At 60.7% G+C, this 20,442-nt stretch carries 20 protein-coding genes; 1 reads left to right on the top strand and 19 read right to left on the bottom strand.

Translation table 11 applies throughout. The annotated features are described in order from the left end of the window. Window positions 1-23: 23 nt before the first annotated feature. Complete coding sequence (locus QB905_RS09520) at window positions 24-1,571, top strand: tryptophan halogenase family protein (RefSeq protein WP_282974690.1); 1,548 nt, start codon at window positions 24-26, stop codon at window positions 1,569-1,571. Between the two features lie 42 nt (window positions 1,572-1,613). Here the strand turns inward: QB905_RS09520 and lpdA are convergent, their stop codons facing one another. The 19 genes from lpdA to rbfA all read right to left on the bottom strand — a co-directional run bounded on the left by lpdA (window position 1,614) and on the right by rbfA (window position 20,362). Beyond that, window positions 1,614-3,023 (bottom strand): dihydrolipoyl dehydrogenase, encoded by a 1,410-nt coding sequence (lpdA, locus tag QB905_RS09515; protein WP_282974689.1) that lies wholly within the window; start codon window positions 3,021-3,023, stop codon window positions 1,614-1,616. A gap of 97 nt (window positions 3,024-3,120) precedes the next feature. After that, on the bottom strand, window positions 3,121-4,026 hold the full coding sequence (locus QB905_RS09510) for a hypothetical protein (protein ID WP_282974687.1): 906 nt from the start codon (window positions 4,024-4,026) through the stop codon (window positions 3,121-3,123). Window positions 4,027-4,173: 147 nt separating this feature from the next. After that, window positions 4,174-5,685: a 2-oxoglutarate dehydrogenase complex dihydrolipoyllysine-residue succinyltransferase gene (gene odhB / locus QB905_RS09505; protein WP_282974686.1), complete on the bottom strand. Its 1,512-nt coding sequence runs from the start codon at window positions 5,683-5,685 to the stop codon at window positions 4,174-4,176. 48 nt (window positions 5,686-5,733) lie between these two features. After that, window positions 5,734-8,691, bottom strand: coding sequence for a 2-oxoglutarate dehydrogenase E1 component (locus QB905_RS09500; RefSeq protein ID WP_282974685.1), 2,958 nt, complete (start codon window positions 8,689-8,691; stop codon window positions 5,734-5,736). Between the two features lie 212 nt (window positions 8,692-8,903). Continuing rightward, window positions 8,904-9,791, bottom strand: a complete 888-nt coding sequence (gene sucD / locus QB905_RS09495) for a succinate--CoA ligase subunit alpha (protein ID WP_282974683.1) — start codon at window positions 9,789-9,791, stop codon at window positions 8,904-8,906. Between the two features lie 2 nt (window positions 9,792-9,793). Further along, on the bottom strand, window positions 9,794-10,153 hold the full coding sequence (locus QB905_RS09490; RefSeq protein WP_282974681.1) for a hypothetical protein: 360 nt from the start codon (window positions 10,151-10,153) through the stop codon (window positions 9,794-9,796). A 5-nt stretch (window positions 10,154-10,158) separates the two neighbouring features. Then, the gene (gene sucC / locus QB905_RS09485) at window positions 10,159-11,361 is read right to left on the bottom strand and encodes an ADP-forming succinate--CoA ligase subunit beta (RefSeq protein ID WP_282974680.1); all 1,203 of its coding nucleotides are present in this window, start codon (window positions 11,359-11,361) and stop codon (window positions 10,159-10,161) included. A 393-nt stretch (window positions 11,362-11,754) separates the two neighbouring features. Next, window positions 11,755-12,240, bottom strand: a complete 486-nt coding sequence (locus tag QB905_RS09480) for an SRPBCC family protein (protein WP_282974678.1) — start codon at window positions 12,238-12,240, stop codon at window positions 11,755-11,757. Window positions 12,241-12,272: 32 nt separating this feature from the next. Then, window positions 12,273-12,692 carry a VOC family protein gene (locus QB905_RS09475; protein ID WP_282974677.1) on the bottom strand — a complete coding sequence of 140 codons (420 nt, stop codon included), beginning with the start codon at window positions 12,690-12,692 and terminating at the stop codon, window positions 12,273-12,275. A gap of 11 nt (window positions 12,693-12,703) precedes the next feature. After that, complete coding sequence (locus tag QB905_RS09470; RefSeq protein WP_282974675.1) at window positions 12,704-13,168, bottom strand: SRPBCC family protein; 465 nt, start codon at window positions 13,166-13,168, stop codon at window positions 12,704-12,706. Next, entirely contained in the window at window positions 13,165-13,878 is a 714-nt protein-coding gene (locus QB905_RS09465; RefSeq protein ID WP_282974674.1) for a YceI family protein, read from the bottom strand. The genes QB905_RS09470 and QB905_RS09465 overlap by 4 nt, the downstream gene beginning before the upstream one ends. 90 nt (window positions 13,879-13,968) lie before the next feature. After that, on the bottom strand, window positions 13,969-14,430 hold the full coding sequence (locus tag QB905_RS09460) for an SRPBCC domain-containing protein (protein ID WP_282974672.1): 462 nt from the start codon (window positions 14,428-14,430) through the stop codon (window positions 13,969-13,971). 3 nt (window positions 14,431-14,433) lie between these two features. Continuing rightward, window positions 14,434-15,027 (bottom strand): SRPBCC domain-containing protein, encoded by a 594-nt coding sequence (locus tag QB905_RS09455; RefSeq protein ID WP_282974670.1) that lies wholly within the window; start codon window positions 15,025-15,027, stop codon window positions 14,434-14,436. Window positions 15,028-15,038: 11 nt separating this feature from the next. Then, entirely contained in the window at window positions 15,039-15,377 is a 339-nt protein-coding gene (locus QB905_RS09450) for an ArsR/SmtB family transcription factor (protein ID WP_282974668.1), read from the bottom strand. A gap of 93 nt (window positions 15,378-15,470) precedes the next feature. Beyond that, a complete protein-coding gene (locus QB905_RS09445) occupies window positions 15,471-15,794 on the bottom strand; it encodes a hypothetical protein (RefSeq protein ID WP_282974667.1) in 324 nt (107 codons plus the stop codon). Between the two features lie 177 nt (window positions 15,795-15,971). Beyond that, complete coding sequence (gene pnp / locus QB905_RS09440) at window positions 15,972-18,221, bottom strand: polyribonucleotide nucleotidyltransferase (protein WP_282974665.1); 2,250 nt, start codon at window positions 18,219-18,221, stop codon at window positions 15,972-15,974. Window positions 18,222-18,439: 218 nt separating this feature from the next. Continuing rightward, entirely contained in the window at window positions 18,440-18,709 is a 270-nt protein-coding gene (gene rpsO / locus QB905_RS09435; RefSeq protein WP_282974663.1) for a 30S ribosomal protein S15, read from the bottom strand. A gap of 23 nt (window positions 18,710-18,732) precedes the next feature. After that, the gene (gene truB / locus QB905_RS09430; protein WP_282974662.1) at window positions 18,733-19,683 is read right to left on the bottom strand and encodes a tRNA pseudouridine(55) synthase TruB; all 951 of its coding nucleotides are present in this window, start codon (window positions 19,681-19,683) and stop codon (window positions 18,733-18,735) included. A 175-nt stretch (window positions 19,684-19,858) separates the two neighbouring features. Continuing rightward, complete coding sequence (rbfA, locus tag QB905_RS09425; RefSeq protein WP_282975609.1) at window positions 19,859-20,362, bottom strand: 30S ribosome-binding factor RbfA; 504 nt, start codon at window positions 20,360-20,362, stop codon at window positions 19,859-19,861. Window positions 20,363-20,442: the final 80 nt, after the last annotated feature.

Here is a 20,442-nt window from a genome sequence, read left to right as displayed (position 1 = left end):
AGATCCAGACGAGTTGCGCCCGCATGAAACGGTTACAAGAGATTCTGATCGCAGGTGGCGGCACGGCGGGCTGGCTGACGGCGGCCTATCTGGCCAAGGTCTATGGCAATGGGGCGGGGTGCCCGCGCATCACGCTCGTTGAAAGCCCCGACATCGGCACGATCGGCGTGGGTGAGGGCACCTTCCCCACCCTGCGCATCACGCTTCAGACATTGGGCATCGACGAGAGCGAGTTCATGCGCGAGGCTGACGCCACCTTCAAGCAGGGCGTCAAGTTCATCGACTGGCTGCATACACCAAAGGATGGCCAGCACAGCTATTATCTGCATCCTTTCGACGCGCCCTATCCCACTGAGGGGGCGGGGCTCATGCCGTACTGGCTGTTGCAGGACCCGAAGACGCGCCTGCCCTATGCCGAGGCTGTGGCGTTTCAGTGTGCGGCGGCCCATAAGCACCGCGCCCCCAAAACCCTGGCCGATGGTTCTTACGGTCATCGCCTCAACTATGCCTACCATTTCGACGCCGCGCGTTTTGCGGCCCTCCTGACACGCCGCGCCAAAGACCTGGGCGTGCGCCACCTGCAAGGCCGCATCGAAGATGTGCGCCTGCACTCCGATGGCGCGATTGCCAGCGTCACCACAGCGGAACACGGTGAGCTGGAGGCTGATTTTTTCGTCGATTGCACGGGGTTTCGTGCCCGCCTGATCGGTGATGCGCTCAAGGCGCCATTTGTCAGCGTCGGCAGACACCTTTTGACCGATCGCGCCGTTGCCTTGCAGGCCCCCTATGCGACGCCTGACGCGCCCATACCCAGCTTCACCCTATCCACGGCGCATGAGGCGGGCTGGACCTGGGACATCGGCCTCGGCAACCGGCGCGGCATCGGCTACGTCTATTCTTCGCAGCATTCGAGCGACGAGCGGGCGGTTGAGGTTCTCAAAAACTATATCGGCGCGGCCGCACGCGATCTGGAACCGCGCGTGATCCGGTTCAAAGCCGGTTATCGCACCACACCGTGGGTCAAGAACTGCGTGGCCATCGGCTTGTCGGGTAGTTTTTTCGAGCCGCTGGAGGCGACCGGCATCCTGCTCATCGAGGTCGCCATCAGCTATCTGGTCGATTTCCTGCCGCGCTCAGGGCCTATTGATGCCGCCGCGCGCCAGTTTAATGCCCTGATGGACGCACGCTGCCAGAGCGTTCTGAATTTCCTGAAGCTACACTATTGCCTGAGTCAGCGCGAGGAGCCGTTCTGGCGCGACAATGCCGATCCGGCCAGCCTGCCCGACCACCTGGCTGAGTTGCTTGAGATGTGGAAGCACCGCCCGCCGTCGCGCTTTGACATTAACAGCGAGATCGATCCGTTTCCGCTCGGCAGCTACCAGTATATTCTTTATGGCCTTGGCTACCCCACCGACATCGAGGCGCAAAGACCCAGCTTTCCACAAGTCGAGGCTGCCGAGCGTGCTTTTGAGCGTGTGAAGAATTTCGGCGCCTATGCGGCGCGCGATCTGCCCGACAATCGTGCCCTGATCGAACGGTTACGCGCCCACGGTTTCGCCAGCGCATCCTGAAAGGCCGCCGGGTCGAAACCGGCGAACCTTCTGGAGCTATTCCTACATCTGCATCGCCCAGCCTTCGACGCCCATCGCCGACTGGCGCACGGCTTCCGAGCGCGTCGGGTGCGGGTGGCAGATGCGCGCCAGGTCTTCCGAAGCGCCGGAGAAGGCCATCAGCACACAGGCTTCGGCGATCATTTCGCCGACCTGCGGGCCCATCATGTGCACGCCCAGCACCTTGTCGGTCTTGGCGTCGGCGATGAACTTCACAAAGCCGTCGGTTTCGTGATTGATTTTGGCGCGGCTATTGGCGGTGAACGGGAATTTGCCGGTTTTATACGCCACACCCGACGCCTTGACCTGCTCCTCGGTCTGGCCCACCCAGGCCACTTCCGGCGCGGTATAGACGACCGACGGCACCAGATTGTAATCGACGTGACCGGCCTTGCCAGCGATCAGCTCGATACAGGCCACGGCGTCCTCTTCGGCCTTGTGCGCCAGCATGGGGCCCAGAATGACATCGCCAATCGCCCAGACGCCCGGTGCTTGGGTCTTGAAATGATCGGTCGGGATAAAGCCGCGCGCATCGGTGGCCACGCCGACTGTATCGAGGCCCAGCCCCTTGGTGAACGGGCGGCGGCCAATCGCCACCAGCACCACATCGGCGGTCAGTTTTTCCTGCGCGCCACCGGCTGAGGGCTCCAGCGTCAGATCGACGCCCTTGGGGCTGGTCTTGGCAGACGTCACCTTGGTGCCGAGCTTGAAGCTGATGCCCTGCTTGGTCAGCGACTTCTGGAAGGCGGTGGCCATTTCGGTATCCATGCCCGGCGTGATGCGGTCAAGGAATTCCACCACGGTCACCTGCGCGCCCAGACGACGCCAGACCGAACCCAGCTCAAGGCCGATAATACCGGCCCCGACCACGACCAGCGATTTCGGCACGGCGGGCAGCGACAGCGCGCCGGTGGAATCGACGATTTGCTTTTGGTCAACATCGACACCCGGCAGAGGCGTCGGCTCCGAACCGGTGGCGATGACGATGTTTTTGGTGGCCAGGGTCTGGGTCGCGCCATCAGTGCCGGTCACCGTTACCCTGCCTGCACCGGCAATCTGGCCGCGCCCGACAAAATAGCTGACCTTGTTCTTCTTCATCAGGAATTCCACGCCCTTGGTCAGGGCGGTGACGCTGTCCTGCTTGGCCTTCATCATCTGGACGAGGTTGAGCTTGGGCGCACTGACCTCGATGCCGATGCCGGCAAATTCATGGGCCGCCTGATCGAACAATTCCGAGGCGTGCAGCAGAGCCTTGGACGGCATACAGCCGACATTGAGGCAGGTGCCGCCCAGCACGCCGCGCATCTCGACAATGGCCGTCTTCAGGCCCAGTTGCCCGGCGCGCACCGCCGCATTGTAACCGCCCGGCCCGCCGCCGATGATCACCACGTCGAAATTGAGGTCGTCAGCCATGTTGTGGCCCTTTTCAGTACAAGGAAATCTTTGCCTCGTAGCTAGGAGCCTGCACCGCAATGGTCAAGCCTTTAAAACGCGGAAAAGGCGAATTTTTTCAGGGCGTGGCCTGCGAAGCAGGCACCGGCGTGGCGGTCAGACTCACCGGCCGGGCATTGGGATCGTCGGTCATGGCGCCGAGCGCCCCCAGATGCTGGCGGGCGAAACCGGCCACCTGCATGAAGGCGTCGGGCGAACTGCACGCCATGACGCCCTCGGCATAGGCCGTACGGTAGGCCGTTGCGGCATTTTGCTGCACTGTGGCGAACTGGCCGGGGGTCAGTTTGGTGGCGGCAATGGCAATCGTCTGGATCTTGCCCATGCGGGCAAAACCCATGGCCGATTCCGCGCAACTGATGGCGGCATTGACCACATGCGGCGGCAGAACAAGATCATTATCACCGAGGTTGAATTCCTGATCCTGATCATCAACATCCGGCAGCCAGACCAGATCGGCGCCGGTCGGATCGGATGCGTTCGCACTCATGGCATTTGTGGCCTGTTGCGCGGCCTCAGCGGCGGCACGCACATCGACAAGCGGCTTGGGGCGACCGACGTGCTTGGCCAGATAGCTCCAGAATTCCGGCTGGTCGAGCATGGCGTCTTCGTCGAAATTGATGTCGAACTTATCCGATTTGTTGAGATAGAGATCGAGCATGGCGCGGAAACCGCGTTTCAGTTTTTCGCGGTCGTCCTTAGCCATGTTTTGCGAAACCGAAGGCCTGCCCAGTTCGAGGGCCAGGCCATATTCCAGCATGATCTGCGGATTGTGAATATTGGCCTTGGCCAGCATATCCATCATCGGCGTGGTCATGGCCGCCTGAACCCACGGCAGGGCCTTGACCGCGTCGTCTTGCGTGAAATTATCAAGATGGCTGACCTGATGCGGCATGGCGGCGACCGGAAAAGCCCCGGCCAGAAGCCCCGCGCAAAGCCATGCGGCTTTGATGGAAAAATGGCGCATCCTATTCCCCCTTATTTTTTATATAGCCAGAATCTAATCCATTTTCTGCCTTTACGCCAGACGCCGTTTTGAGGGTGCCAATCGGGGGCGCAAAAAAGCCCCGCGCCGGAAAGGCACGGGGCTGTTTGTAATCAATAGTTGATAAAACTAGATGTCGAGGATGAAGCGCTGCGGGTCTTCCAGCCCTTCCTTGATCTTGACGAGGAAGGTCACGGCCTCCTTGCCATCGACGATGCGGTGGTCATAGGACAGGGCCAGATACATCATCGGACGCGCCACGACCTGACCGTTCACGACCACGGCGCGCTGCACGATATTGTGCATACCCAGAATACCGGCCTGCGGCATGTTGAGGATCGGGGTGGACATCAAAGACCCATAGATGCCGCCATTGGTGATGGTGAAGGTGCCGCCCTGAAGCTGGTCGATGGTCAGGGTGCCGTCGCGCGCCTGCTTGCCGAGCGCCGAAATACCCTTTTCGATACCGGCCAGGGACAGGGTGTCAACATCGCGCAGAACCGGCACGACCAGACCCTTTTCGGTGCCGACGGCGATGCCGAGATCATAGTGGTTCTTGTAGATCAGATCGGTGCCATCGATTTCGGCATTGACCGCCGGAATATCCTTCAGCGCCGCCACAACGGCCTTGGCGAAGAAGGACATGAAGCCCAACTTCACACCATGACGCTTCTCAAACACGTCCTTATAGGTGGAGCGCAGGGCCATGACCGTGCTCATATCCACCTCGTTGAAGGTGGTGAGCTGGGCGGCGATATTCTGCGATTCCTTGAGGCGGCGCGCGATGGTCTGGCGCAGACGCGTCATCTTCACGCGGTCTTCGCGGGCCGCTGCCGGGCGCGGAGCCGAAGCGGCGGGCACGGTGGGAGCCGAAACAACAGGTGCTGCTGACAGCGCCGCCAAAGCGTCGCCCTTGGTGACACGGCCATCCTTGCCGGTGCCGTCAACCGTATTGGGGTTGAGGCCGGTTTCCGACACGATGCGCTGCACGGCGGGAGAGAGAGGCTTGTCTGTGGAGGTGGCGGCAGCGGCAGCCACAGGTGCCGGAGCGGCAGCCGCCGGGGCTGCGGCGGACACCTTGCCATCGGTCGAGAGCCGGGCGATCACCTGACCGGGCGTGACGGTGGCACCATCCGGCGACACGATTTCGGCCAGCACGCCATCGGCAGGGGCCGACACTTCGACGGCCACCTTGTCGGTTTCGATCTCGACCAGCATTTCGTCTTTTTTGACGGCGTCGCCGACCTTTTTCGACCAGGTGGCGATCGTGCCTTCGGCCACCGATTCACCCATGACCGGAGTTTTCACCTCGATCAGATTGCTGGAAGCCGGGGTGCCAGAAGAGGGGGCTGCGGCGGCCGGTGCGGCAGCGGCCTTGGGCGCAGCGGCAGGAGCCGAAGCGGTAGCGGATGCGCCGCCCACCGAACCCAGCACGGTGCCCGGCGTGACGGTTTCGCCCTTGCCGACGAGGATTTGCAGCGTGCCGTCAGCGGGCGAGGCCACTTCGAGCGAAACCTTGTCGGTTTCCAGCTCGACGAGGACTTCGTCCTTCTTGACGGTTTCGCCGGACTTTTTGGCCCATTTGGCGATGGTGGCTTCGGTGACGGATTCGCCCAGAACGGGAGTGAGGATGTCAGCCATAGGTATCAGGCTCCAGAAATTCAGATCGGAAAGGAAGATCCTCGCGCTTTACGCGAAGGCCTCATTCAGGAAGGTTTCGAGTTCTTTGAGGTGGCGGCTCATCGTACCGGCAGCGGTCGAGGCCGAGGCCGGGCGACCGACATAGCGGGCGCGCTTGGCCTTGATGTTCAGCTTGTCGAGCGTGATTTCGAGCCACGGTTCCACAAAAGTCCAGCCGCCCATATTCTTCGGCTCTTCCTGACACCAGACCAGTTCGGCGTTTTTGAAACGGCCAAGCTCGGTCATCAGCGATTTCATCGGCCACGGATAGAACTGCTCCAGACGCATCAGATAGACATCCTTGATGCCCTTCTTTTCACGGTCTTCGAGCAGGTCATAATAGACCTTGCCGGAGCAGAGCACCACGCGGCGGATCTTGTCGTCGGCGGCGATCTTGATGCCCGCCACGTCGGGTCTGCGCTCGGCGTCGTCGTGCAGGACGCGGTGGAAGCTAGAACCTTCGGCGATTTCCGACAGCGACGACACGGCCTTCTTGTGGCGCAGCAGCGATTTCGGCGTCATCAGGATCAGCGGCTTGCGGAAGGGCCGGTGAATCTGGCGGCGCAGGATGTGGAAATAGTTGGACGGCGTGGTGCAGTTGGCGACCTGCATATTGTCTTCGGCGCACATTTGTAAGAAGCGCTCAAGGCGGGCCGAAGAGTGTTCGGGGCCCTGGCCTTCATAGCCGTGCGGCAGCAGCATGACGAGGCCCGACATGCGCAGCCACTTGCGTTCGCCCGACGTGATGAACTGGTCGATAATGACCTGCGCACCGTTGACGAAGTCGCCGAACTGGCCTTCCCACAGGGTCAGCGTGTTCGGATCGGCCAGCGAATAGCCGTATTCGTAACCGAGCACCGCCTCTTCCGACAGGGCCGAATCAATGCCCTCATACATGGCCTGACCGTCGCGGATGTGGTTGAACGGGAAGTAGCGGTCTTCCGTCGTCTGATCCACAAAGGCCGAATGGCGCTGCGAGAAGGTGCCGCGGATCGAATCCTGACCGGACAGGCGCACCGGGAAGCCTTCGTCGAGCAGCGAGCAGAAGGCCAGAGATTCCGCCGTGGCCCAGTCGATATTCTCACCGGTGGCGATCATCTGCTGACGCGCTTCGATGACGCGCTTCAAGGTCTTGTGGATGTCGATATGGTTGGGAATGGTGGTGATCTTGGTGCCGATTTCAATAAGCTTGGCGCGCGGCACCGAGGTGGAGCCACGGCGCTCGTCTTCTTCGGGCAGGCCAAGGCCCGACCACTTGCCGTCCAGCCAGTCGGCCTTGGTGGCCTTGTAGCTCTTGCCAGCGTCGAATTCGGCGTCGAGGAAGGCGTCGAACTCGGCGATGAAGCCATCGACATCCGCCTGCGACAGCACGCCCTCACTGACCAGCCGCTGCGCATACAACTCGCGCGTTGACGGATGGTTCTTGATCTTGGCGTACATGATCGGTTGGGTGAAGGTCGGATCATCGCCCTCATTATGGCCGAAGCGGCGATAACAGAACATGTCGATCACCACGTCCTTGGCGAAGGTCTGGCGGAATTCGGTGGCCATCTTGGCCGCGAAGACCACGCTTTCGGGATCGTCGCCATTACAGTGCAGGATCGGCGCCTGCGCCATCAGGGCCACATCGGACGGATAGGGCGAGGAACGCGAGAAGCGCGGCGCCGTGGTAAAACCGATCTGGTTATTGATGACGAAGTGGATCGTGCCGCCGGTGCGATAGCCCTTCAGGTCCATCAGGGCGAAACATTCCATGCCGACGCCCTGACCTGCAAAGGCCGCATCGCCGTGGATCAGCAGGCCCATCGCCATGCTGCGGTCGGGATTGACCTCGATCTCGCGCGTTTTCAGATGCGCCGCCTGCTTGGCGCGCGTCTTGCCCAGCACGACCGGGTTGACGATTTCGAGGTGCGACGGATTGGCGGTCAGGGACAGGTGGACATTATTGCCATCAAAGGCGCGATCGGAAGACGCACCCATATGATACTTCACGTCCGAAGAACCTTCGATGTCCGAAGGCAGGGAGGTGCCGCCCTGAAATTCATGGAAGATGGCGCGGTAGGGCTTGCCCATCACGCCCGCCAGCGTATTGAGGCGGCCACGGTGGGCCATGCCGAAGATGATGTCCTTCAGGCCCAGTGCGCCGCCGCGCTTGATGATTTGCTCCAGCGCCGGGATCATGGCTTCGCCGCCATCGAGACCGAAGCGCTTGGTGCCGGGGAAGCGGCGGTGACAGAAGCGTTCAAAACCCTCGGTTTCGATCAGCTTCTTCAGGATGGCGATCTTGCCCTCCTTGGTGAAGGTGATTTCCTTGTCGCGGCCTTCGATGCGTTCCTGCACCCAGGCCTTTTCCGCCGGATCGGCGATGTGCATATATTGCACGCCAATATTGCCGCAATAGGTGCGGCGCACGATGGCCAGGATTTCGCGCAAAGTGGCCGATTCCAGACCCAGCACGCCATCGATGAAGATGGTGCGATCCATATCGGCGTCGGTGAAGCCCCAATAGCCGGGGTGCAATTCGGGATTGTCGCCCTTCGGCTCAAGGCCGAGCGGATCGAGGTTCGATTGCAGATGGCCGCGGATACGATAGGTGCGGATCAGCATCAGGGCGCGGATCGAATCGCGCGACGAGGCTTGCAGATCGGCGGGGCTGGCGGCGGGGGTCTTGGCGGCGAGGCCCTTTTCGACCTTGGCCTGCACGGCGGGCCACATGCCGTCCATCGCCGAGGTCAGCTCATCGCGCGGCCCGGCATAGGGTCTGGCCCAGTCGGCAACGTCCGCATTGGCGTTGACCGTATCGGGACGATCCATCAGGGAATCAAAAAAGGCGCGCCATTCGGGGGAAACCGAATTTGGATCGCGCGCCCACTGTTCCTGCATTTGTTCGATGAAGATGGCGTTCGTACCGTAGAGAAACGAAGTCTCCGCGAACACCTGATTAAGCCGACTGGAATCGTCTGCCATGTGTGCAACCATCGAGACGGCCAATGACGACACCGCCTCCCTTTCTGCATATGTAGCCCTGCCGGTTTGCTGCGTCAGGACTGTGTTGCTCAACCACCCTTAGGGCTTGAGAGCGGGTTAAGAGAGGGGCCAATGACGACACCGCCTCGATTGACATTATACCTGAAATCATGCCCCAGGGCCATAAGGCTCTGGGGCATGAATCAGACTATTTAAAGACCCTTCAAAACGCTCAGAAGCGTTTCGCCGAGTGCCGCCGGGGAGGGGGCGACCTTGATGCCCGCCGCTTCCATCGCGGCGATCTTGTCTTCCGCACCACCCTTGCCACCGGAGATGATGGCACCGGCATGGCCCATGCGGCGGCCCGGAGGGGCCGTGCGGCCCGCGATGAAACCGGCCATCGGCTTTTTACGACCCCGTTTCGCCTCATCAGCGATGAACTGGGCGGCGTCTTCTTCGGCCGAGCCGCCGATTTCGCCGATCATGATGATCGACTTGGTGGCTTCGTCGGCCAGGAACATTTCAAGGATGTCGATGAATTCAGTGCCCTTGACCGGATCGCCGCCGATGCCGACCGCCGTGGTCTGGCCGAGGCCCGCATTGGTGGTCTGGAACACGGCTTCATAGGTCAGGGTGCCGGAGCGCGACACAACGCCCACCGAACCGGGCGAGAAGATATTGCCCGGCATGATGCCGATCTTGCACTGGTTGGGGGTCAGAACGCCGGGGCAGTTGGGCCCGATGAGGCGCGACTTCGAGCCCGACAGGGCGCGCTTGATCTTGACCATATCCAGCACCGGAATGCCTTCGGTGATGCAGACGATCAGTTCCATCTCGGCTTCGATCGCTTCCAGAATCGAGTCAGCGGCGAAGGGGGGCGGCACATAGATGGCGGTGGCGGTGGCACCCGTGCGCTCACGCGCCTCGGCCACAGTGTCAAACACCGGCAGGTCGAGGTGGCTCTGGCCACCCTTGCCCGGCGTGACGCCGCCGACCATCCTGGTGCCATAGGCGATGGCCTGCTGCGAGTGGAAGGTGCCCTGAGCGCCGGTAATGCCCTGACAGATAACCTTGGTTTCAGAATTGATAAGGACGGACATAGTTAAACTTTCGAGAGTGCGACTTGCGGCGTGAAGCGAATTGCCGCTGGCGGATTTGTGAATGGCTTCCAGTCGTCATGCTTGACGCCCAAACCTTTGATTGGAGTTGCCGCAGTGGTGACATTTTTCGACCAGTCGAGATAGAAATAGTCTTCGACCGCACCATGCTCACCAGCCGAACATCCGATGACTCCCATCCAGATGTACTCGTCAGGTAAATTTTTGCATTTTATGTCGAAGAAATCTTTCGCCTCATCATAGTCATCAAATCTAGCAGCGTGACGAGCGACGTCTTTTAGTGGGTTTGGTTTTTTGTCCCAACACACAAAGTATGGGTAAACGCGCTCATCTGCTGAAAACATTAAACTTAACCCTTCACAGCCTTGACGATCTTGGCGGCCGCATCGGCCAGATCGTTAGCGGCGATCACGTTCAGCCCGCTGTCATTGATGATTGTCTTGCCAAGCTCGACATTGGTGCCTTCGAGGCGCACGACCAGCGGCACCTTCAGCCCGACTTCTTTCACAGCAGCGATCACGCCTTCGGCGATGATGTCGCACTTCATGATGCCGCCGAAGATATTGACGAGAATGCCCTTCACCTTCGGATCGGAGGTGATGATCTTGAAGGCCGCCGTCACCTTTTCCGTGGTAGCGCCGCCGCCGACATCGAGGAAGTTGGCGGGCTCGGAGCCGTACAGCTTGATGATGTCGAGCGTGGCCATAGCTAACCCTGCGCCATTGACCATGCAGCCGATTTCGCCATCGAGCGCGATGTAGCTGAGATCGTACTTGGAGGCTTCGATTTCCTTCTGGTCTTCTTCGCTTTCGTCGCGCAGAGCCACAATGTCGGGGTGGCGGAACAGGGAATTGGAATCGAACGACACCTTGGCGTCGAGTACGATCAGCTTGTCGTCACCCGTGATGATCAGCGGGTTGATTTCCAGCATGTCCATGTCCTTGGCGTTGAACGCCGCGTACAGTTGACCGAGCAGCTTCGCGCCCTGCTTGGCGACATCGCCCTTCAGGCCCAGCGCCTTGGCGAGCGTGCGGCCGTGGGTCGGGAAGACGCCGGTGGCCGGGTCGATGGTGAAGCTGTTAATCTTTTCGGGCGTATTATGCGCCACGTCTTCGATATCCATGCCGCCTTCGGTGGAGGCGACGACCGAAACGCGCGACGATACGCGATCCACCAGCAAGGACAGATACAGTTCCTTGGCAATGTCCGCGCCTTCTTCGATATAGAGGCGATTGACCTGCTTGCCGGCAGGGCCCGTCTGGTGCGTTACCAGCACGCGGCCCAGCATTTCATCGGCATTGGCCTTGACATCTTCCGGCGACTTGACGACGCGCACGCCGCCCTTGGCATCGGGGCCGAGGCCCTCGAACTTGCCCTTGCCGCGCCCGCCCGCATGGATCTGCGACTTGACGACGAAGACCTTGGAACCGTCCTTGGCCAGTTCCCTGGCGGCCTTTTCAGCCTCTTCGGGGGAGAAGGCGGCAAAACCGCGCGGAACGGCCACGCCGAACTCTTTCAGGACGGCCTTGGCTTGATGCTCGTGAATATTCATGAAACCGATCTTGCTAATTTAAAACTGGCAAATTCAAAACTGGAAGAGCTGGTCTGCTCAATTGGTTAAAATTGAGCGAAATCGGCTCTGATGTTGACGTTAAAGAGCTGGAAATTCCGGCTCAGACGACATCAGGGCGAACGCCGTGTTGAAAAATGGGCGTGGGCTCGTCCCCTGAGACGCATCTTGTGATCGGCCCGCTTTATAAAGACCCCAGCGCCTGTGTGCAACCGCTCACTCACAAAAATTTGAGCGGGATCAGCAAAAATGAATGTGCCGCCGCCCCTGATGGGACAAGCATGTTAGCGCTAACGCAAGGCGTGCCTGCCAGACAGCGCTGTCAGGTGTTTTTAGACGCGATGCAAAAATTATTTTTGTGCGCCGTCGGCCACGCTAACCGGCCAGCAACTTGTCCAGCTTCTCAAAGCTCTGGGCCCAGCCACCGGCATTGCCCATCTGTACGAAGGCGTCGCGCATGGCTTCATTTTCGTAGGTCTGCACCAGATCAAGGCGCGTGTGCTGATCGTCCTGCGCCGTGAAGGTGACGCGCATGACGACGCGCAGGCTGAGCCGGTCTTCCGGCAGGCCACCGGCCTTGGTATAAAGCTCGGCCAGATAATCATGCCAGTTGGCCGGATGATTATCGAGCCGCATCTCCATCACCAGGCTGTGTGGCGCATTCACCGCCAGATAGATGCCCTCGATCGGATAGGCCACGCCATCATCGCCGTGCATGGTCAGTTCGAAAGCCCCGCCTTCGCGCACATCCATGCGCACCGTGGCGGTATAGCCATGCGGCCCCCACCACCGGGTCATGACGGCGTCGTTCGTCCAGGCGTGCCACAGCCGCGTTACCGGCGCCGCAAAGACGCGCGACATGGAAAACTCCAGTCGCTCCGCTTGAGTTTCCATCATATCACCTCGCCGCAATTGACCATCCAGTGCTGGCCGAAGCGATCAATGCACATGCCGAATCCCTTCGACCAGAAGGTTTCGCCGAACGCCATATATTCATGACCGCCTTCGCTTAATCCCTTGAAAACGCGCGCGCCTTCCTCGACCGTCGGATAGGTCAGGTTGACGCTGGTGCCGGCGGGCGCGTGGTACATCTGCGAAGGCGCATCGGCACCCATGATGAGCAGGCCATCGCCCAGTTTGATCGTGGCGTGCATGATGGCGCCGTGCTGCTCGACCGGCACCTGATCGGCCATCGGCGATTCCCCCATCGTCATCATGAAGGTGATTTCGCCGCCTAAAACCCCGACATAGAAGGCGAAGGCTTCAGCGCAGGTGCCATCGAAGGCGAGGTGGGGAATGATGCTGGTAATCATGGGCGTATCCTCTATTGGGTTTGCGCCTCGATAAAGGCGGCGGCTCTTTCGATCAGATGGCGGGTGCCCTCTTCGCGGTCTTCCGGGGTGGGATAGCCGTCAAGATGGGTAATCTGCTCAGTGAGTGTCAGCCGTGTGCCGTCCGATTCCGGCTTAAGATCAAGTGTAGCCAGCGACACCGACAGACGCCTGTCGTCGTGATACATGTCGTATGAATAAACAATGCGTTTGTCGGGCACAATATCATGAAAACGGCACTGGAAATCGGCCACCTTGCCGCTGGGCCAGCGCCCTTTCAGCCGCTCCACGCCGCCTTCGCGGAAATCATGTACACGTTCGATCAGGCTCCAGTCGTTCGGGCCGCTGAACCACTGCGCCTTGGCCGCGCCATCCGCCCAGGCGAAGAAGACGAGCGCGGGCGGAGCCGCGATCAGGCGTTCGATGACAAAAGTGTGGTGCAGGCTGGAATAGGTCATGACGAGGCTGTGTCCTGTGCGCTGGCGAGGGCCGGGCCGGTGAATTCGCTTTCGATCTGGAAATCGACCGTGTCGCCGACACCGAGGCTGGAGCCGGGCTGCGGAATGCCAAAGCTGATACCGAAATCCGAGCGTTTGAGCTGGCCGGTGGCCGAAAAGCCGAGCCGCGCGTGTGGGTCATAAACCGCCATGCCGGGATAGCCGCCATTGAAGCGGACATGCAGCACCACCGGTTTGGTGACGCCGTGCAGGCTGAGATTGCCGGTCACATCGGCGGTGTCCGGGCCGGTCATGGCTATGTTCGTTGAGATGAAGCGGATGTCGGGGAACTGGCCCGCTTCAAACCAGCCCTTGCCCATCAGCGTGTCATGAAAGCCCTTGGGCGGGGCGTTCAGTTGCAGAGATTGCGGGTCGATCATGGCCGTCAGTTGCGCCTGATCGGGATGGGCGGGATCGAACTGCATCTGCGCGTCGATACTGGCAAAGCGCGCCGTATAGTGCGAGAATCCCATATGACTGACCTCGAAGGTCAGCGAAGTGTGGGTGGGGTCGCTATGATAGACCCCGGCGGGCAGGCCAGCCACGGAAGGGGCTGCTAAGGCCGAGGCGCTGGCGGAGGCCGTCGGCCCTGTCTTTTGCGCGGGCGGCGAACAGGCCGCCAGAGCCGCCATCAGCGCGACGGGCACAAGCGTGGACAAGGAGGGTTTCATGCGTTCGGTTCCTTTGGACGGAAAAGCCTGAGGATCAGCCAGGTGACGATGAAGGCGGCGGCGAAAAGGACGATGACGATCAGCATGGTGTCACAGCCTGCTGGCGAGCCAGTGATCGAGCGCCGTCAGTATGCCCTGCGTGCCCGCAAAGCGCTCCTGCGGGTGATCATGGCCGTCGAGATAGAGAATCTGCTCCGTCAGACGCAGGCGGCTGCCCGCGCCGCGCGCCGTAAATTCCAGCACCTGCTGCGACACGGTGATCAGCTTGCTGTCCATCTCCACGCTGTAGCCGACGATAATGCGCTCATCGGGCAGGATGTCGTAATAGTGCATGATATTACGCATCCACGGCGCATCCGGACCCTGGCGACCGTACCAGCTTTCCGAGCCGCCGGGGCGAAAATCGAGCAGATGGTGCTCGACCTCCCACGTATCTTCATTGCCAAACCATTTGCGTTTGGCTTCCAGTGTGGCGAAGGCCCAGAACAGGTGCTTCAGCGAATGGCCGAAATTGCGTTCGATGGCGAAGGTGTCGGGATTGGCGGAGCGCATGATCTAATCCTTGTGCCTGGCCAGCCAGGCGTCGAGCTGCATCCACGCGCCGCTGAAGCCCATCTGCATCGAGGCGTGACCGGCGGTGAAGACGGCGCGTTCCTCAGACGTAGCGTTGATCGGGTAAGAACGGCTTTTCATCAAAGTCTTGTCGAGAGTCTTTTGCCCTACCGCTTCGCTGCTTGAGGGCGGATTCTCCTTTTGCCCTACCGCTTCGCTGCTTGAGGGCAGGGCCTCGAAAGTCTGCACGGCCAGCACCTCCAGCGGCCATAAAGGGGCCATCGGATGGCGCACGGGCGTGCCATCCTCCGTGCAGAAGGACACGACATAGGCCAGCCTGTGCGGTGCGTCGATCTCGCGGAACACCCACTTGCCCCACATGACGACGCCGCCGGGCATTTCCATGCCGTACAGGAATACGCCGCCCGGCTTCAGGTCGAGCGTCTTCACCTTGACCGTAGTGCCCGGAGGGCCGAACCACTGGCCGAGATGCTCAGGCTTCGTGCAGGCGTCCCAGAGCAAGGCGGGCGAGGCGGCAAAGACGCGCTCAAGGGTGAAAACCTCGGCCTCTGAGGCAGGCTGTTCCAGTTGCGTCACGGCGTCTCTCCTTAATTCAGTTCGCCATCGGGCTTGAGGGTTTTGAGATAGGCGTCCAGCCGGTCGAGGCGGGCCTCCCACATTTTACGGTAGTCGCCGATCCAGCTATCGACGGCTTTTAAGGGTGCCATCTCCAGCTTGCAGGGCCGCCACTGGGCTTCGCGGCCACGCGAAATCAGCCCGGCTTTTTCCAGAACCTTAAGGTGCTTGGAAACAGCCGGCAGGCTCATATCAAACGGCGTGGCCAGTTCGGTGACCGAGGCCTCGCCCAGAGCCAGCCGCGCCAGTATGGCACGCCGCGTCGGATCGGCAAGCGCGGTCAGGGTTTGACTGAGAGAGTCTTCGGTCATGATTAACTCAGTGGTTAAATAACTGTTTGGTTAAGTAGTGCCCCGACCAAAGGGTGTCAAGCTCGATTTTCCGGCCCGATTTTCCCGCTGGTATCAGGTGTCGATTTCCTCGATCTTCCGGCCCGTGCGGCGGTCGATATAGATGTTGCGCGTCACTGTGGCCCCGCCGCCGCCCCAGACCGAGATGCCGATCAGGAAGCCGAAATCGTACCAGCGCCCGATATTGGGAAAAGCGTACATGCGGATCGTATTGGAAAACAGCGACAGGACGAATGAGATCGGCGCCAGCAGGCCATCGATCAGACCGCGCAGAAAGGCCGGATCAGAGGCATGGCCCATCGGGCGGGTGGCGCAGGCTGACAGGGCCAGCACGGCGGCGGCGCTAAAGGTGAAGATGAGCAGATGACGGGGTTTCATGGCGGACAACCTGTGCAGTAACGAATATGCCAATTTGCCGCCCGTCACGTAAAATTGCCATCAGGAATTATACCGGCGGTGCGGGCCTTGTCGCTGATCAAGAAAAAGGCGACCCCATCACTGGGATCGCCTTTTCTTTATTTAAATCAAAGACGAAGGAACCAAGGCACCCCGTCATTAGTCGCGGCGGGGGCGGCGGGGGCGGCGCGAACGCTCACCACGCTCTTCGCCGCCGTCAGCCGTTTCCAGCTCCGGCTCTTCGCCCGAAGCCGCGCGCTCGGCATTACGCGCCGCGCGTTCAGCTTCCAGCTTTTCCGTCAGGTCTTCACCGGTTTCCTGATCCACAACCTTCATCGACAGCTTGGTCTTGCCGCGATCGTCGAAGCCGAGGAACTTCACCTTCACTTCGTCGCCTTCGTTGAGCACGTCCGAAACCTTGCCGACCTTTTCCGCCTTGATCTGCGAAATGTGGACGAGGCCGTCCTTGGCGCCGAAGAAGTTCACGAATGCGCCGAAATCAACGACCTTCACGACCTTGCCCTTATAGATGGCGCCCACTTCGGGTTCGGAGGTAATCGACTTCACCCAATCTCGGGCGGCGTCGATCTTCGATTGTTCCGAAGCCGAGATCTTGATCGTGCCATCGTCAGCAATGTCGATCTTCGCGCCCGTCTTTTCGACGATTTCGCGGATGACCTTGCCGCCGGTGCCGATCACTTCGCGGATCTTGTCGGTCGGGATCTTGATGGTTTCGATCTTGGGCGCGAACTCGCCCAGTTCTTCGCGGGCACCGGAGATCGCCTTGTTCATTTCTTCCAGGATGTGCAGACGGCCTGCATTGGCCTGGCGAAGCGCCTTGGTCATGATCTCTTCGGTGATGCCGGCCACCTTGATGTCCATTTGCAGCGACGTGATGCCGCCTGCCGAACCGGCCACCTTGAAGTCCATATCGCCCAGATGATCTTCGTCACCCAGGATGTCGGACAGGATGGCGTATTCGCCGGACGGCTCCAGGATGAGGCCCATAGCGATACCCGAAACCGGCGACTTCAGCGGCACGCCGGCGTCCATCAGGGCCAGCGAGGAACCACAGACGGTCGCCATCGAGGAGGAACCGTTCGACTCGGTGATTTCTGACACGAGACGGATCGTATAGGGGAAGTCCGCCGCAGACGGGAGCATCGGACGAACCGCGCGCCAGGCCAGCTTGCCGTGACCGATTTCGCGACGGCCGGGCGAACCCATACGGCCGGTTTCGCCAACCGAATACGGAGGGAAGTTATAATGGAGAAGGAACTTCTCCTTGTAGGTGCCTTCCAGCGAGTCGATATATTGCTCATCATCGCCGGTGCCCAGCGTGGCCACGACCAGAGCCTGCGTTTCGCCGCGCGTGAACAGGGCCGAACCGTGGGTGCGCGGCAGGATGCCGACTTCCGAAACGATCGAGCGAACCTTGTCAACGGCACGACCGTCAACGCGCTTGCCGTGTTCGATAATGTCGCGGCGCAGCACGTCGGCTTCACATTCCTTGAAGGCCGCGCCGAACTTGGCGGCATCGACGCCATTCGGATTGGCTTCCGAAACGACCAGCGCTTCGGCGGCCTTCGACTTGGCGGCGCCGACGGCTTCGTGGCGCGGGTGCTTTTCCTGAATCGTGTAGGCGTTGCGAATGTCTTGGCCGACCAGCTTCTTGATGTCGGCCACGATGCCGGAGAAATCTTCCGGTTCGAAGTCGAAAGGCTCCTTGGCGACGTGTTCGGCCATTTCGATAATGGCGTCGATCACCGGCTGCATACCACGGTGCGCGAACATCAAAGCGCCGAGCATCTTGTCTTCCGACAATTCCCTGGCTTCCGATTCCACCATCATCAGGGCGTCCTGCGTACCGGCGACAACGAGGTCGAGGTCGGACTCCTTGATCTGGTCAACGGTCGGGTTCAGCACGTATTCGCCGTCGATAATGCCGACGCGCGCGCCGCCGATCGGGCCCATGAAGGGCACGCCGGAGAAGGTCAGGGCCGCCGAAGCAGCAACCATAGCGACGATGTCGGGATCATTTTCCATGTCGTGCGACAAGACGGTGCAGACGACCTGCACTTCGTTCTTGAAGCCCTTGACGAACAAGGGGCGGATCGGGCGGTCGATCAGGCGCGAAACCAGGGTTTCTTTTTCCGACGGACGGCCTTCGCGCTTGAAATAACCACCGGGGATCTTGCCGGCGGCGAAGGTCTTTTCCTGATAATTGACGGTGAGCGGGAAGAAGTCCTGACCGGGCTTCGGCTTGCGGGCGTACACGACGGTGGCCAGAACGGTGGTTTCACCGTAGGTAGCCAGCACGGCCGAATCGGCCTGACGGGCGACGCGCCCGGTTTCGAGCGTCAGCTTACGGCCGGCCCAGTCGATGGATTTTCTTTTGATGTCAAACATTGCGTTTCTTTCGTTCCGGTACGTGACGGCCCCATGCCGTCCGCACCTGCTGTCATCGGGACAGCGCGGGATAAGGGCTTTACGTAATCAGCCCGTATGTGTCGGCGAAACCGTCATGGCTTCGCGGGGTGTGTAGCTTTTCCTCCCCCATGTGTGGGGAGGGGATAATAAGCTTAAGGGCCCGAAGTCGCCTTCAGGCCCTTAAGAGAGTGTGAAACCTAGCGGCGCAGGCCGAGGGTTTCGAGTATCGCCTGATAGCGGTCCGCGTGGCGGTTCTTCAGGTAGTCGAGGAGACGACGGCGTTGCGACACCATTTTCAGGAGGCCGCGACGGCTGTGGTTGTCCTTCTTGTGTTCCTTGAAGTGCTCGGTCAGGTTAGCGATGCGCTCCGACAGGATTGCGATCTGCACTTCTGCGCCGCCGGTGTCATTTTCCGTGCGGGCGTGGGCCTTGATGACTTCCGACTTGCGGTCAGCAGTAATCGACATCGTGATGCTCCTTCAAATAAGGGCTAAAGGTTGAGAATACGCGCCGGGTGTAAAAGCCCGCCGCGCGCTTCGCAAAGCGCGATCACCTGACCCTTCAGCACTGCCTGAACCGTATCGGGAAACGCCTCATAGCCAGCCGCGCGGCGGGCCTTGAGCGCCTCACTGATAAAATCTATCTGGCGGGGCAAGAGGGCAAGGTCACGGCCCTGCTTCAATCTGGAAGCCTCGTCCTGCGTCACGGGCAGAGCCGGGATGTCGTCCAGCGCTGTCCCGACGGCAAGCAAAGCCTCAAGATGGGCGCCTCTATGCACCAAATCTTCCAGCTTTTCCAGCGTTATTGCATCTTTTGTTTCAAACGCCCCGACGCTTTCGCGGCGCAAGCGGCTGACATGGCCGCAGACATCGAGTTCGAGGCACAGATCACGCGCCACCGAGCGGACATAGGTGCCCTTGCCGCAATGAAGCGTAAAATCGGCGGAATCACCATGAAAGGCGTCGAGCGTCAGGTCGAAAATCTCGACCTCGCGGGCTTTCAGCTCCACCTCGACACCGGCGCGGGCCAGATCATAGGCGCGCTGGCCATCGACCTTGATCGCCGAAAAGGCGGGCGGCACCTGCTCGACCACGCCGATAAAGGCGGGCAGGGCGGCTTCGATGGCCTCTTGTGTCGGGCGCGCATCAGATGTGGCGGTGACCCGGCCTTCGGCGTCATAACTGTCGGTGGTGGTGCCGAAAGCAATCGTGAAGCTGTAGGTTTTGTCGGCTTCCATCAGATAGGGCACGGTCTTGGTGGCTTCGCCGAGCGCAATCGGCAGGATGCCGGTGGCCAGCGGATCGAGCGTACCGGCGTGCCCGGCCTTCTGCGCCTGAAACAGCCAGCGAATCTTGCCGACCGCCGAGGTCGAGGTCATGTCGAGCGGCTTGTCGAAGCAGATCCAGCCGTGGATCGGTTCGCCTTTTTTCTTACGGGGCATGGGATTCCGTTGTGTTAAAAGGAAGCAAGAAACCCCACCACCGCTCGCTGCGTTCACGGTCCCCCTCCCCAGTAAAACTGGGGAGGTATAAGGAAGATGCGCCGGTTTCTATACCTCCCCACCTTTGGTGGGGCGGGGGGCCGCGCCCGAAGGGCGGGGTGGTGGGGGCTCTGACTTAATCTTCGCTGTCTTCGCCTTCGTCCCCATCATCATGCCGCAGATCACGCGCTATCTCCGGGCGCATGAACAGGGCATCGATGCGGGCGGCTTCGTTGAAGCTTTCGTCGTGCAGGAAACGCAGGGCGGGCGTGAACTTCATGTCGATCACGCGACCCAGCACGCCGCGCAGGAACTTGGCGTGGCGGTTGAGCGCCTCAACGGCGGGGCCGATCTTCTCAGGCGCGATGGTAACGCCGCCTAAGCCCGCGCCCAGCGGCTCGACGAACACCGTGGCGTGGCGCAGGTCGGGCGAGCAGCGCACCTCGGTGACGGTGATCGAGACGCCTTGCAGTTCCTCGTCGTGAATCTCGTATTCGCGCAGGATTTCGACCAGGGCGTGACGCACCAGTTCGCCGGCGCGCAACTGGCGTTGGGTCGGGCCGAGATCGGCGGGGGGGCGGCTCGCAGAACCGCGTCCGGCCCCCTTGTCTTTAGGATAAGCTTTCTTCATCGCGCCCATATAGGCGTTTTTGGTGGATTTTCCATGCAAAAATGCCGGACGTGACCTGACAGCTTCGCGCCACCCGCCACATCTACGCC

Origin of the sequence: Asticcacaulis sp. EMRT-3 (genome assembly GCF_030027245.1) — a bacterium.
Taxonomy (GTDB): Bacteria; Pseudomonadota; Alphaproteobacteria; order Caulobacterales; family Caulobacteraceae; genus Asticcacaulis.
Note: the sequence above shows the minus strand (reverse complement) of the source record. Positions and strands in the feature narration are given on the sequence as shown.